Source organism: Siminovitchia fortis, from assembly GCF_007681465.1.
GTDB classification, from domain to species: domain Bacteria; phylum Bacillota; class Bacilli; order Bacillales; family Bacillaceae_C; genus Siminovitchia; species Siminovitchia fortis.
The window spans coordinates 63258-75141 of sequence record NZ_VEKZ01000013.1; the positions used below are offsets into that span (position 1 = coordinate 63258).

An 11884-nucleotide genomic window follows, 5' to 3' on the forward strand; every position below is an offset into this window, starting at 1 on the left:
GTTGGGATAAGGACGGTCAAGAATTTCATACGTCAGGCCTCCATAGCGGGAAGGCGTAAGGCTCCAATCAGAATTTTGCTTGACCGGTTGAACGCCAAGTTTTAGCGTTCGCAGGAAGGTGTACTGTTCCTTTTTCCTTTCCGTCCGGCATTGCTCCTCTCATTTTATGAAGCAGTTCAAGATTTTTGGCGGCAGACAGATCATAATTTTCCACGCCGTATTGCTTCGCCAGTTGGCGCCTGTGGGCCGGACTTGAGTCAACCCCGATGCTTTTTAAATAATCGACGATGCTGTTGCCGGAATAGGTGCCGGATGAATGTACTTTTCCCGATGGCTTAGCAGCAGGCTCAGAGGCCTTGCCACGTTCCACATCCTTTTTAAATTGTGTCCTGGTAATCCCAAATTGGGCAAGATACGCGAATGGATCTGTATGTGTAGTTCCTCCCAAGTGTTCCCGTATCCAATTATGGGATTTTATCCCTCTGTCCCCAATTCCGGTGCCGGTATCCAAAGTTTTGGGCAGTCCTGCATCATCCGCAAGCTTCCGTAACAGCCAAATATAAGCCCCATAATCCTTTTTGAATATGTCAGGATCATTCGTGCGTGCGAGTTCAACTTGTGCGTAGGCGTACGGGTTCGCTTTCGGCCCCGCCCCGTATTGGAATTTTCCAACAGGGGCCAGCTGTACAATCCTTCCGCCGCTTCCGACAAAATGAGAAGTAAACGCATTGCGCCAGTTGGCTGTCATAAATTCCACTTCCGCATCAAGAGAATTCGGTCCGGTGTTACGAAGGTTTCCGGATTCATGAGCAATAATGAACCTGCTCGATCTGATCGGTATATCCGGCAGGCCGGGGATGATTCTTTTTTCAATTTTATATGCCATAAGAATCCCTCCTGCTTTATTTAATGCGCCTGTCCTGAAAATGGAAGGGCAGGCATCATGTTAAATGTGGTTTAAAATAAAAAAAGGCCCGGCGCCTTTCTCAAGACAGCCCGGTTTTATCGTAAGCTTCCACTTTTTATAGAAGGCACTGGTGATGCGGACAATACATTTTCTATTTTAAATGTTCTGAAGGAATGCTTTTGATAACAATATGCCTGGATTACTGTATTTGAAATGGAGAGAACTTTAATGATACGTTTCGTGAATTGCCGGTTGGAGGACATATAAATGATTTCCACATTCCCTTTTGACATGGCTGCACGTTCAAAAACCTGCTTCATTCAACCACCTCCGGAATAAATGTTTGTTTTATTGTATGCGAACGTATATTCGTTAATCAATGGTAATTAATTCATGTAATTGCAGCTCTTATTTAGGAAATAATATGTAAAGCTAATAAAGGAGGGAATCCGTTGAATAAAGATCTTCAAAAGAAGAGCATGAAGCTTGCAGGCAGACAGTACAAGTTAGATGGCACCAATAGGAAAGATTCAATATCAAAAGGAATTGCCACGACCCACGAACAGGTTAGCGATGCATACACTGAAGGGCAGATCGACCCCGTGATTGAGAATGTGGATGGAGAAGACACAAAGATTACAGAAAGGATTTTTGATTGAGGAGGGACAATCATGTCTGAAAGAGGACAATATCAAAACGGCGACGGGCAGTATAAAATGCCGAAAGCACTTCGCCGGGACAAAAAATTCGCATACCGCGTGGGGTACACAGCAAGCACAGGAAATGACACGGGCGGAAAAGACGAGCCAGGAAAAAGAACGGATTTATAAATATGGAAACAGATGGCTTCGGAAAAAAACAAAGCCATCTGTTTTTATTTTTTAAAAAGACTGATATAAACTTTGAGAGAAACAGCAAAATGAGCTATACTCATAGTTGAATAAACGGAGAAACCTCTTCGCTTTTCATTAATAGATGTTGAAAAGCGGGCATTGTATTAAAGAGTGGAGGGGATCAATGTGCAAATGGGAGTTTTAATCGGGTTGTCCGTCTTTTTGGGTGCGGTAGCATTATTTCTAGTCTACTATATTGGATCCGTGCTGGATTCAAGCGACTCAAATACAGTAGACGAATTGCCTTCTGAACAAAAAAACAACTGACAAAGCCGCCTCCTGCAGCATGCTGCAGGAGGCTTATCTATGGAATAGATTCCGGGCATGGGCATACATTTAAACAAGGAGGAATGCTCATGCAATTATGGGTCACACTTGGATTGACAGGTGTTTTGGCTGCCATTGCCGGATTTCTCATCTACTATATTCATACAGTTTTGGATTACGATGACGCAAGCACAATCGACCCCTTGCCGCCGCCGGATAAAAAAGATAACTAACCGAAAACTTTCCTGTCTTATGACAGGATTTTTATGTTTGTAGGAAAAAAAAGAGGGAATAATATATATATCTTCATTGTTTCCACACTATCAATCAAATAGGAGGGAACTGGAATGGATTTATCAATTTTGATCGGGCTTGTTATATTTTTGGCGGTAGTCGCTTTGTTCCTGGTGTTTTTTATCAGTTCCGCCCTGAATTTTGACGACGCAAGCAGAGTGGACCGGCCTCCTGCTCCCAAGAATTTTAAAGAAAAAAGTGAACACTGACTAATTTTTAGCCCCTGCCAAATTCGGCAGGAGCTTTTGTTATTGTAGTTCGGAAATAAATTTTTGATACAAACCGTTCAGCATTTGAACAACAGTCCCTTTTTTTCCAGGCAAAGCTTTCCCTTCGAAGACATTTACAGGGACAATTTCCTGGATCGAATTCGTAAAAAATATTTCATCTGCATGAATGAGTTCCCGTTTTTTGTACAGCCCTTCTTCTGCCGGAATGCCCAGCCTTTTGGCAAGCCGGAAAATGAACTGTCTTGTAATACCGTTCAGTATCCCGGTTTCCACCGCCGGCGAATATATCCTGCCGTTTTTCACCCAAAACAGATTCGAAGTGACGCCTTCAGCCAAATAGCCATCCGCAGAAAGAAAGATGCCTTCTTTTCCCGGATCAGCACCCAGCTCCCGCTTGGCAGCTATATTATTAAAAAAGTGATGGGATTTTAAACGAATTTTCGTTTCGGGCGTATTGCGGCAGATTGTCAATAACACCGCTTCCTTTTCGCGAAGCGGCTCCAATGGAGAAAGTTCCTTTTGAAAAAGAATAACTGTCGGATCCGAATACAGGCCAGCCTGCAATCCTACTTCCGCCGGTCCGGCCGAGACATTCATCCGAATATAGGAATCTTGTAATTGATTAAGCTCCGACAGCTTTTCTATTACAGCCATCACTTCTTCCCTTTCAAAAGCGCGATTGATTCCCATTTCCGAAAGTGCTGCATTCAGCCGCTCCAAATGTTCATCGAGCAAAAAAGGGATTCCCCCATATGTACGAAACGTTTCAAACGCACCCACACCATATAAATAGCCATGGTCAAAAGGTGAAATGCGCGCTTTTTCTTTTTCAATAAATTGACCGTTTAAAAAGATATACATATTAATTCACAGCCATCCGGTTAAGTTCAATAAAGTTTTTCAACAGTCTCTCCCCCGCTTCGGTCATAATCGATTCAGGGTTGAATTGCAAACCTTCCAATGGATAATCCCTGTGCCTTATGGCCATTACTTCCTCTTCCGAGCTCCACGCTGAAACAACCAGGCAATCAGGAAGACTTTCCCTGCTAACAATCAATGAGTGATAACGGGTAGCGGAAAAAGGCTGCTCAATACCGCTGAAAATGGTTTTCCCGTCGTGAGAAATATCCATCGATTTACCCGGAAGAAGATTATCTGTTTTGATCAATTTTCCTCCAAAAGTTTCAGCAATGGCATGGCAGCCAAGCCCTACGCCAAGTATAGGAATTTTACCCTTAAACTGTTGAATTGCTTCGCTTGTAACCCCTTTTGAAGCAGGCCTTCCCGGCCCGGATGAAATAATAATATATTCCGGATGCAACTGATTGATCTTTTCAATTGAGAGCTCGTCATGCCTTCTTACTAGAATATCCTTCTCAACCTTGCCAAGTGCCTGAACAAGATTGTATGTAAAAGAATCATAATGGTCGATGACAAGAATCATGCGAATGCCCCCTCTTTCTCCGCCTCTTTTTTGGCTTTCCAAAGAGCGGTTGCTTTATTCAATGACTCTTCGTATTCCGCTTTCGGGTCGGAGTCGATGACGATGCCCGCACCAGCCTGAACATGGCACAGCCCGTCCTTGATGACCATCGTCCGGATCACAATGTTCAAGTGCGCATCCCCATTGAATCCGATCCAGCCCATTGTTCCTGTGTACACTCCCCGTTTGACCGGCTCAAGTTCCTCGACAATTTCCAGCGTTCTTATTTTGGGCGCCCCGGTAATACTGCCGCCTGGGAAGACCGCTTCAATCAGTTCGTATACACTTTTATCTTCGGATAATGTTCCACTCACATGTGAAACGATGTGCATAACATGTGAATATTTTTCAATCACCATCAATTCATCCACATGCACGCTTCCGAATTCACACACCTTGCCAAAATCATTCCTTTCCAAATCAACAAGCATAATATGCTCCGCTTTTTCCTTTTCATTGGAGAGCAGCTCTTTTTCAAGCTGCCTGTCTTCTTCTTCGTTGTTTCCCCGCGGTCTTGTTCCGCCAATCGGCCTTGTTCCGACTTTTCGTCCGGCTTTTTTTATTAAAAGCTCCGGGGAACCGGAAACAATCTGGAAATCCGGTGTATGAAAATATCCCATATAAGGGGAAGGATTCATTTTTCGCAACTTTAAATATATATTGATCGGTGTTGTGAAAAGCTCCTCCGATTGCCGGACCGTCAGATTGACCTGGCAAACGTCGCCTTCCCGTATATAATCTTTCACTTCTTCAACAGCTTCCGTGAACTCTTTTTCTGTAAAAGTTAACTTAGGCTCCACTACATCACTCTCATTTAGAAAATCAGCCGGCTCTTCCAAGCCTATTTCCGCTGCCTTCATCCAGGATGCTTTCAATTCCTGCAATCTGTCTTCAGCCGGCTCTCCATTCAAAACCATGATCCATAAACATTGTTCCTCATGGTCAAACACTGCCCATTCATCAAAAACAAGAAAATAAAAAAGGGGAAGCCCGATATCATCCTCGGCTTTACGCGGCAGCTCTTCAATGCACCAAGCATAATCGTAGCTTATATATCCAATGGCCCCTCCCTGAAAATCGGGCAGCCCTGGTATCGGCGGGAAGGAAAACCGCTCCATCCACATTTCCAGCGCTTGAAGAGGTTTTCCTTCTATCACTTCAGTCTGATCGCCTTGCTTTATTTCAATTTGCTGTTCATCTGCATGAATAATCGCAAACGGGTCGATTCCTGCAATGCTGTATCTTCCCGAACGTCCGCTTTCCAAAAGAACATGCTGGTCTTTATTTGCGGTTAAGTTTACATACGCCTTGAAAAATTTATCCGGTTCGAACGGAATTTTTTCAAAAATCACAGGCTGCTCCATCAATGCAACACTTCCAATCTATAAGTTAATCGGCATTTCTTAATACCGGGACAAGACAATAGGTTAATAAGCCTGCACATACGACGGGAATTGTCGCCAGGCACAAAATCAGCTGGATGTTTAAACCGATCTGTAAAAGCAATGAAGTACATGCGTAGGATAAAGGTGTCAAACCCAAGGCCGCAATCATTAAAAAGCTCATAACCCGGCCCAGCATTTTTTCTTCCGTATTCGCCTGCAGCATTGTCATGATTGGCACGTTTGTAAAAGCCATCAATAGTCCGACAGTTCCCATCAGCCCTAATACAACCCACAATACATCTGCCACTCCAATGAAAAACATGAACATACCGGCTGCTGTTACTGATAAGATTGAAATTTTCCCCTTGTGTCTTTTGACGTTTATGATACCAAATAGAGCGGATCCAACAATGGTGCCGACTAGGATGCTTGATTCCATCATGGAAAAGACAATCGCTTCCCCATTAAAGACATAATCAGCAAGGATTGGGATTCCCATTGTCAACGGACCGGCCAGAAAAAAGTTCATGGTGATTGCCAGGCCGAAAATGGCAATCAAAAAGGGTGAATTTTTCACATAAACAAACCCATTCTTCAAAGATTGAAGAAATCTCTCTTCTGAATTTTCCAAATCCGATGAGCGGCTGTATTTGATCAACACGGTAAGGATCGCTGCAAAAAATGTTGCGCAGGCCATGATGCCAAAAGTATGAAAGAACCCAAAATGGCTGATGCCCAGCCCTGCAAAAAACGCCCCCGAAATAGAAGCTGAAGAACCGATGAACGAGTATGCCGAATTTGCCCGGGTCAGCTGATCTTTTTCTACCAGCTTTGGCAGCAGGGACGTCCTGGCCGGGACTTGAAGTGCATCTGTTATTCCAAAAACAAGCGCAGCGGCGATAAATATATGAACGGACTCTACTCCAGATTTTAAAGCAAACAGTATCGAAAGGACAAGCATCATCTCTGTCAACATGCAAATAAAAATGATGTGCGTCTTCTTGAATTTGTCTGCGATAACTCCGCCAATAGGCATAAAAATGATCCGGGGAACCGAGGAGGCAATGAAGATCAGCCCAAGACCTGTGACCATTTGAAGCTGTTTCAATACGAACCACGACTGAGTGAAAATAAACATCGTGTAACTGACATTGGCAATAAACCCGGAAACAATTAGCAGCATGAACGGTACACGTTTATAAAGCGGCAAACTTTTTTCCGACGATAGAACCGCCTGCATGTTGATATCCTCCTATCTTTTCTTGTATGGAAAAACCTCATATTGAAACACGTACTCCAGTCCTTCTTCGGGCTGATTATGTTCAAGTTCGTCAATCAACTCCTGCAGTTCATCCAGCTTTGTTTTTAGTTTCTCTGTCTGCTCTTCGGTCAATATAAGCTTCCTGAAATCCGCTTCTGCCATCGTACTGCCTTTCATGACGGAGACGTCTATCGTCTCAAGATGTTCCGAAACTTTTTTTAGCGGCAATAAATAACTTTCCAAAACAGCGCTGTGGAAATCACCGGTCACTTCAGGGGAAATTAAATCGCTTTTGACATACAGACGTCTTGCAATCGGCCTGTAAAACTTTTGCACAATGCCGTTCTTTTCTTCTGTCCTCTCGACCACGACAAGCCCACACTTTTCAAGTTCCCTTAAATGATAATGAATTTTCGACGCAGGCATATTCAAAATATCCCCGATCATCTTCCCTGTTTTCGCTTCATCAAAGGTCTCCCAAAGTATTTGAATTCGTAATGGGTCGGCAATTGCTTTCACCTGGTCAAGACTTTCAATTTGATAAATCTGCAACATTCAACAAACCTCCAACGTTCAACTTTATTTAAACGTATTATAATACTTAAATGGCCCCTAAAACAAGGGATGCCATGGGTGAATCGTTCGACAAATTTTAAGGGGTCAGGCCCCCAGCGCGTTAAAGCGGTGACGCATTAACGCAGCGGGGGCCTGACCCCTATTTTTTAATCTTCTTCGCTTTTCCGGTCTTTCCGAAATTGTTTCTTTCCTCTTTCAAAGGCTTCTTTCGCCCTTTTCAAGTCTTTTCCTTCAAGATAATAGGCGATGCCTGCCTGTCCGATTCCATAGGTGACGGCACCTGCCACGGCCCCGGAAATCATGTTGCCGGCAGCGGGGATCATCTTGGCCGCCGAGCGGACACCTTCCCTTACGGCGAACGCCACTCCGAGATTGGCTCCGACTGCGCCGATAAATTCGGCGGCAGCCACCCGGTTGACTTCCCTTCCGGCAATATAGGCAATAGCCATGATCATCAAAGCCTGCAGCCCGGTGAGCAGAGGCATATCGGCGAACGGTACTGGCTCAATCCCGATCAGTACGGCCATTCCGGACATGGTTACGATGACTTTTTTGGCCGCTTTTTTTTTAGCGGAAACCGCCTTGGACGCCTTCGCTGTTTTCAGCTTGGCATCGTTCGGCAGAACTTCCACGAGATATTCCGCCAGTTCATCGACGTTCCAGCGCATATCGTACACGACTTTTCCGGACTCATCAAAATCAACATACGTACAGACTGGAACCGTTGTGATAAGAGGAATATCATTTTCTTTAAACCGCTTTTCCATCAGCTTCATCGCCGTTTTGATGTTTTTCGCTTTTTCCGGGTTCGCATCCAGCGGCAATTGCTTATAGTAAGGCGGATCGAGCTCGTCCACCTGCGTGACTACACAAATGACCGGCACATCATAATGATGGATTTCCTTGATAAACGCCCGCAATCCGTTCAATTCCTGCAAATCCTCTTCCACCCGCGCATCCGTTTCCTTTGCTTTGATTAAAAACAGGAATACATCGGGCTGTTCGGCTTCCAGTTCCTTTTTCAACTGGGAAACAGCCGTATCAGTGTCTATCGATTCAAGCGGCCTTTCGCTTTCACCGAGTCCGCGGGAATCCAGTAGTCTGATTTTTTTATCATCATCCGAAGGATACCAAAGCCATTTTCCTTGGCCGGTTCCTGCCTTTACAGAGCTTACCATTTGCTTTTCCTCACCGAATAATGCATTGATGAGCGACGACTTTCCAGCGCCTCTCCTTCCGACCAAGGCAATCCGCGGTTCCCGCGCTTCAACCGTCAGCTCTTTGAGTTCGCTGAGCTTGGACATCATTTTTTGCTTGGATTTTCCTGAAATAGGAAGCTTATCGATATGATTTTTTATATTTGAAAAAATAGATCCGAAACCTGAACTATTTTGGCTCATGATCATTCCTCCCCGGCTTCGCTTTTAGTGCGTGTTCAAAAAGTTGACAAATCAGAAGCAAGAAGGTCGAGGCGGCTAGTTTTGCGCAGCGGAATGTATGCTTTTAAATACATGAGCAGCACAGAAACGAGCCAACGAAGAGATTCGCCGCTTATCATTTGGCGACTTTTTGAACATCCTCTTTTATATATTTTCCCCCAAATGAAAACAATTGAACCTTTGTATTCCAGTTTTTCCGCCTAAAGATTATAATAGATGAAAGGAAGGGAAAGGTGAAATATGGAACTGCTCGACTGGTCATACATGAGGCATTATAATATTAAAGCCCGTTTTGAACCCTTTTTTCATTCAGACGTTATTTTTAGACAAATCAAAGATTACTATTTTATATATACGGTTCGCTGGTCGGATTTGGATCCTGTGGTGAATCGCGGACATTTGGAAGAAATGGAAATATTGATGAACCGCGAGCTAGGGACGGAACATTCCTATTTTAAGAGATTGGCATTTTCAGACAGCGGACGGAGTGAATATCATGGCCGTTCATCTTGAACCATCCTTTGAAGAGCTGGAAAGAACCCTTCGCAGACTGAGAGAAGAAGAGATTGTCTATTACGATGAAAAAAAGGATCGGGAAGCGGTTAAGAAATATTACCGTAAAGTGAATATCCGGAAGCCGAAATTCCAGCAGCTCCATTCGCTCTTGGAACGGACTCACAAGAACAGGCTCCCCTATTTTATAAGCAAAGACCAATTTTTATACACATGGGTCGACCTGCAGCCGGACTGTACAATCAAAAGCATTTACTCCGGAAAGGAGGACGACCCGGCGGAATTGATCAGAAAAGACTTTGAAGTAAGCCGGCGCTATGACGAATTCCAGGAATTTCTTGCCAAGAGGGGACAGGCTCCCTTATACCAGCCGGTTCCGGAGGAACTCAAGTTTAATGCGGAACATATTGTGCCGCAGTCGTGGTTCATCGGAGGCGAGCCCATGAAAGGGGACTTACACCATCTTTTTGCCTGCGAACCAAGCTGCAACGCCGTCCGCTCCAATTTTCCCTACTTCGATTTTCCGGATTATAACCCCGAGTCTCCTGCCGAAACAATCAGAAATCACTGCGGTGTCGCAGCTTCAGATCTGTTTGAACCTGAATTCGGGAAAGGGACCGCTTCCAGGGCCATGCTCTATTTTCTGCTCCGCTACCCTAAATCCATTAAAAAGCGGTTCAGAAGCAAGGTCAATTTTAACCTGTTAAGAAGGTGGAACGAACAATTTCCTCCGGACCTGTATGAAAAGCACCGGAACCAGGCCATTTATCACATTCAAGGGAACCGGAATCCGTTCATTGACTTTCCGGAGCTGGCCGACGTCCTTTATATACCATTAAGATGGTGACCGCCCTCCTTACAGTGAACGGTCACCTTTTTTACTGCCTTCTTCAGCGCTCGTCTTATGCTTTGCGCCTAAGGCTGCGCGCCTTGCGCTTTTCTTAATTTACGTGATGGAAGCCGGCAAATTTGCCTTTATACAGCCGCTTTCTTTCAATGGGGAATCCAAGTTCACGCGAGTATTTTTTCAATTCCCTCTCATCTCTCGGATTGGCCAGGGTCACAACCGTGCCGGCTGCTCCCATCCTTCCCGTCCTTCCTGCACGATGTACGTATTGGGAAGCATCTTCCGCAAGATCGAATTGGATCACGTGGTTCAAACCGCTGACATCAAGGCCTCGGGCCGCAATATCGGTAGCCAGTAAAATACTGATCTCTCCTGTTTGCAGCCTTTTTAAGGCCCTTTCCCTTTCGTGTTTTCCAAGATCGCTGTGAAGGAGTTCAAGTCTTACCCCCTCATATTCCAGCTTATCAGCAATCACATTCATATTGCCGACAGATCTGATAAAAACAAGCCCCTTCATGCCGTCCATCTTGGCAATTTTACCGAGCAGCTTCGTTTTTTCCCGCGGCTCGCATAACAAATAACAGTGATTGATTGAGGAAGGAATGGAAACTGACTTTTCCGCCGTAAGCATTTCCGGTTCTCTTCCGATCATGGCCTTTACCTGATCGGGGTCCTCCAGGCTAGTCGCGGAAAAAAGGAGAAGCTGGCGGTCATTTAATGTTGATTTAACGATTGTGCGGACTGTGTCCAAATGTTCCTTATTCATAAGCTGATCGCCTTCATCCAAAACAATCGTTTTCACTTCATGCATTTTTAGTTTTTTCATCTGAATGAGCTCCAATATCCTGCCGGGTGTCCCTGTCAAGACATGGGGCTTCTTTTTCAACCTGTCCACTTGACGTTTGATATTGGCTCCTCCGACAAGCGCAGCACTTGTTATACCGGTTCCCGCCGACCAATTTTGGACTTCCTGGTGGATTTGCATAACCAGCTCTCTTGAAGGTGCAAGGATCAGCGCCTGGGTCAGCTGCTTTGATTCGTCCACCCGGTCAAGGAGCGGCAAAAGGTAAGCGAGCGTTTTGCCGGTGCCTGTCGGGGACTTTGCGATTATGTCTTTTCCTTCATATATCAAGGGAATGGCTTTCTGCTGTACAGCCGTCAATTCGTTAAAGCCGGATTTTTCCCATAATTCCTTTATCGCAGGTTTCAGCCTGCCTATCATATCCTTTGTCTCGGTCATCATTTTTCCTCATTTCATTTGGCCCGGGTCTCTGCGTTTAGTTCCCTCTTTTCATGGGCCGCAGGTGAGACCAAAATATTCTTTTTGTATTCCTCCCCGGTCAAAATTTCGCCGGATTCTTTTTTGAACATTACATGCTCTTCATTAAACTCTGCGGGAGTCGCTATCCCTGCCGAAGCGGCCAGATTGAACAAACCTTCGCGAAGGGAAATAATATAATTTGCTACCCTGTACATTTTTTCTTCAATGACAAGCGCTTTTTCACGGTGAGGGTCTGTCGTAGCTACCCCTACGGGGCATGTATTATTGTGGCAGACCTGCGCCATGATGCAACCGGCTGAAATCATCATTCCCCTTGCTGTGTTCACGAGATCGGCGCCAAGGGAGAGCGCATAAGCGGCCTTGTCAGGCGTAACCAGCTTGCCTGACGCAATAATTTTTAGTTTATCACGGATCTTGTACTTTTTCAGCATTTCATCGAGAATGGTTTGAGTCAAGTATTTGTGGGCAGAAATTTTCGCCCTTTAATTTTGTAAGCACTTTCATACT

The 11884-nt window shown here is 44.9% G+C and carries 16 protein-coding genes and 1 pseudogene; 7 read left to right on the forward strand and 10 right to left on the reverse strand.

Annotated features, from left to right (window positions below):
* Positions 1-67 precede the first annotated feature (67 nt).
* Together FS666_RS06790 and FS666_RS06795 are read right to left on the reverse strand one after the other, a co-directional pair.
* Positions 68-886, reverse strand: coding sequence for a DUF3597 family protein (locus FS666_RS06790; protein WP_144461132.1), 819 nt, complete (start codon positions 884-886; stop codon positions 68-70).
* 116 nt (positions 887-1002) lie between these two features.
* The gene (locus tag FS666_RS06795) at positions 1003-1227 is read right to left on the reverse strand and encodes a hypothetical protein (protein ID WP_120072508.1); all 225 of its coding nucleotides are present in this window, start codon (positions 1225-1227) and stop codon (positions 1003-1005) included.
* 132 nt (positions 1228-1359) lie between these two features.
* On the opposite strand from FS666_RS06795, the gene FS666_RS06800 reads away from it, so the two are divergent.
* The 5 genes from FS666_RS06800 (at position 1360) to FS666_RS19740 (ending at position 2570) form a co-directional block, all read left to right on the forward strand.
* Positions 1360-1566 carry a YozQ family protein gene (locus tag FS666_RS06800; protein ID WP_235870340.1) on the forward strand — a complete coding sequence of 69 codons (207 nt, stop codon included), beginning with the start codon at positions 1360-1362 and terminating at the stop codon, positions 1564-1566.
* A gap of 12 nt (positions 1567-1578) precedes the next feature.
* The gene (locus tag FS666_RS19725) at positions 1579-1737 is read left to right on the forward strand and encodes a hypothetical protein (protein ID WP_164876325.1); all 159 of its coding nucleotides are present in this window, start codon (positions 1579-1581) and stop codon (positions 1735-1737) included.
* Between the two features lie 189 nt (positions 1738-1926).
* Positions 1927-2067 (forward strand): hypothetical protein, encoded by a 141-nt coding sequence (locus tag FS666_RS19730; protein ID WP_164876324.1) that lies wholly within the window; start codon positions 1927-1929, stop codon positions 2065-2067.
* Positions 2068-2156: 89 nt separating this feature from the next.
* Entirely contained in the window at positions 2157-2300 is a 144-nt protein-coding gene (locus tag FS666_RS19735; RefSeq protein ID WP_164876323.1) for a hypothetical protein, read from the forward strand.
* Positions 2301-2414: 114 nt separating this feature from the next.
* Positions 2415-2570, forward strand: a complete 156-nt coding sequence (locus tag FS666_RS19740; RefSeq protein ID WP_164876322.1) for a hypothetical protein — start codon at positions 2415-2417, stop codon at positions 2568-2570.
* Positions 2571-2609: 39 nt separating this feature from the next.
* On the opposite strand, the gene pabC is transcribed toward FS666_RS19740, so the two are convergent.
* From pabC to FS666_RS06830, 6 genes are all read right to left on the reverse strand, one after another.
* Positions 2610-3452, reverse strand: a complete 843-nt coding sequence (gene pabC / locus FS666_RS06805; protein WP_120072506.1) for an aminodeoxychorismate lyase — start codon at positions 3450-3452, stop codon at positions 2610-2612.
* Between the two features lies 1 nt (position 3453).
* Positions 3454-4035 (reverse strand): anthranilate synthase component II, encoded by a 582-nt coding sequence (locus FS666_RS06810; RefSeq protein WP_120072503.1) that lies wholly within the window; start codon positions 4033-4035, stop codon positions 3454-3456.
* Positions 4032-5438, reverse strand: a complete 1407-nt coding sequence (locus FS666_RS06815) for an anthranilate synthase component I family protein (RefSeq protein WP_120072501.1) — start codon at positions 5436-5438, stop codon at positions 4032-4034. Before FS666_RS06815 ends, FS666_RS06810 begins: the two co-directional genes overlap by 4 nt.
* Positions 5439-5463: 25 nt before the next feature.
* Positions 5464-6699, reverse strand: coding sequence for an MFS transporter (locus FS666_RS06820; protein WP_120072499.1), 1236 nt, complete (start codon positions 6697-6699; stop codon positions 5464-5466).
* 12 nt (positions 6700-6711) lie between these two features.
* Positions 6712-7275, reverse strand: coding sequence for an ArsR/SmtB family transcription factor (locus FS666_RS06825; RefSeq protein WP_120072497.1), 564 nt, complete (start codon positions 7273-7275; stop codon positions 6712-6714).
* A gap of 167 nt (positions 7276-7442) precedes the next feature.
* Positions 7443-8696 (reverse strand): GTPase, encoded by a 1254-nt coding sequence (locus FS666_RS06830; protein WP_186306514.1) that lies wholly within the window; start codon positions 8694-8696, stop codon positions 7443-7445.
* Positions 8697-8975: 279 nt separating this feature from the next.
* Here FS666_RS06830 and FS666_RS06835 point away from each other — a divergent pair, with 279 nt between their 5' ends.
* Positions 8976-9248, forward strand: a complete 273-nt coding sequence (locus FS666_RS06835) for a protein YuzH (protein WP_144461130.1) — start codon at positions 8976-8978, stop codon at positions 9246-9248.
* Positions 9232-10095 carry an endonuclease I family protein gene (locus FS666_RS06840; protein WP_144461129.1) on the forward strand — a complete coding sequence of 288 codons (864 nt, stop codon included), beginning with the start codon at positions 9232-9234 and terminating at the stop codon, positions 10093-10095. Before FS666_RS06835 ends, FS666_RS06840 begins: the two co-directional genes overlap by 17 nt.
* 94 nt (positions 10096-10189) lie before the next feature.
* Here FS666_RS06840 and FS666_RS06845 read toward each other — a convergent pair whose 3' ends face one another.
* Positions 10190-11335: a DEAD/DEAH box helicase gene (locus FS666_RS06845; protein ID WP_144461128.1), complete on the reverse strand. Its 1146-nt coding sequence runs from the start codon at positions 11333-11335 to the stop codon at positions 10190-10192.
* A gap of 14 nt (positions 11336-11349) precedes the next feature.
* Positions 11350-11820, reverse strand: a pseudogene (locus FS666_RS06850) (glutamate synthase-related protein); the annotation flags it as partial.
* Between the last annotated feature and the right edge of the window lie 64 nt (positions 11821-11884).

Bases quoted from the DNA above. Each gene is read 5' to 3' on its own strand.
- FS666_RS06790 (WP_144461132.1), bottom strand. From the start codon at position 886: ATGGCATATAAAATTGAAAAAAGAATCATCCCCGGCCTGCCGGATATA.
- FS666_RS06795 (WP_120072508.1), bottom strand. From the start codon at position 1,227: ATGAAGCAGGTTTTTGAACGTGCAGCCATGTCAAAAGGGAATGTGGAA.
- FS666_RS19725 (WP_164876325.1), top strand. From the start codon at position 1,579: ATGTCTGAAAGAGGACAATATCAAAACGGCGACGGGCAGTATAAAATG.
- FS666_RS19735 (WP_164876323.1), top strand. From the start codon at position 2,157: ATGCAATTATGGGTCACACTTGGATTGACAGGTGTTTTGGCTGCCATT.
- FS666_RS19740 (WP_164876322.1), top strand. From the start codon at position 2,415: ATGGATTTATCAATTTTGATCGGGCTTGTTATATTTTTGGCGGTAGTC.
- pabC (WP_120072506.1), bottom strand. From the start codon at position 3,452: ATGTATATCTTTTTAAACGGTCAATTTATTGAAAAAGAAAAAGCGCGC.
- FS666_RS06810 (WP_120072503.1), bottom strand. From the start codon at position 4,035: ATGATTCTTGTCATCGACCATTATGATTCTTTTACATACAATCTTGTT.
- FS666_RS06815 (WP_120072501.1), bottom strand. From the start codon at position 5,438: ATGGAGCAGCCTGTGATTTTTGAAAAAATTCCGTTCGAACCGGATAAA.
- FS666_RS06820 (WP_120072499.1), bottom strand. From the start codon at position 6,699: ATGCAGGCGGTTCTATCGTCGGAAAAAAGTTTGCCGCTTTATAAACGT.
- FS666_RS06825 (WP_120072497.1), bottom strand. From the start codon at position 7,275: ATGTTGCAGATTTATCAAATTGAAAGTCTTGACCAGGTGAAAGCAATT.
- FS666_RS06830 (WP_186306514.1), bottom strand. From the start codon at position 8,696: ATGAGCCAAAATAGTTCAGGTTTCGGATCTATTTTTTCAAATATAAAA.
- FS666_RS06835 (WP_144461130.1), top strand. From the start codon at position 8,976: ATGGAACTGCTCGACTGGTCATACATGAGGCATTATAATATTAAAGCC.
- FS666_RS06840 (WP_144461129.1), top strand. From the start codon at position 9,232: ATGGCCGTTCATCTTGAACCATCCTTTGAAGAGCTGGAAAGAACCCTT.
- FS666_RS06845 (WP_144461128.1), bottom strand. From the start codon at position 11,335: ATGACCGAGACAAAGGATATGATAGGCAGGCTGAAACCTGCGATAAAG.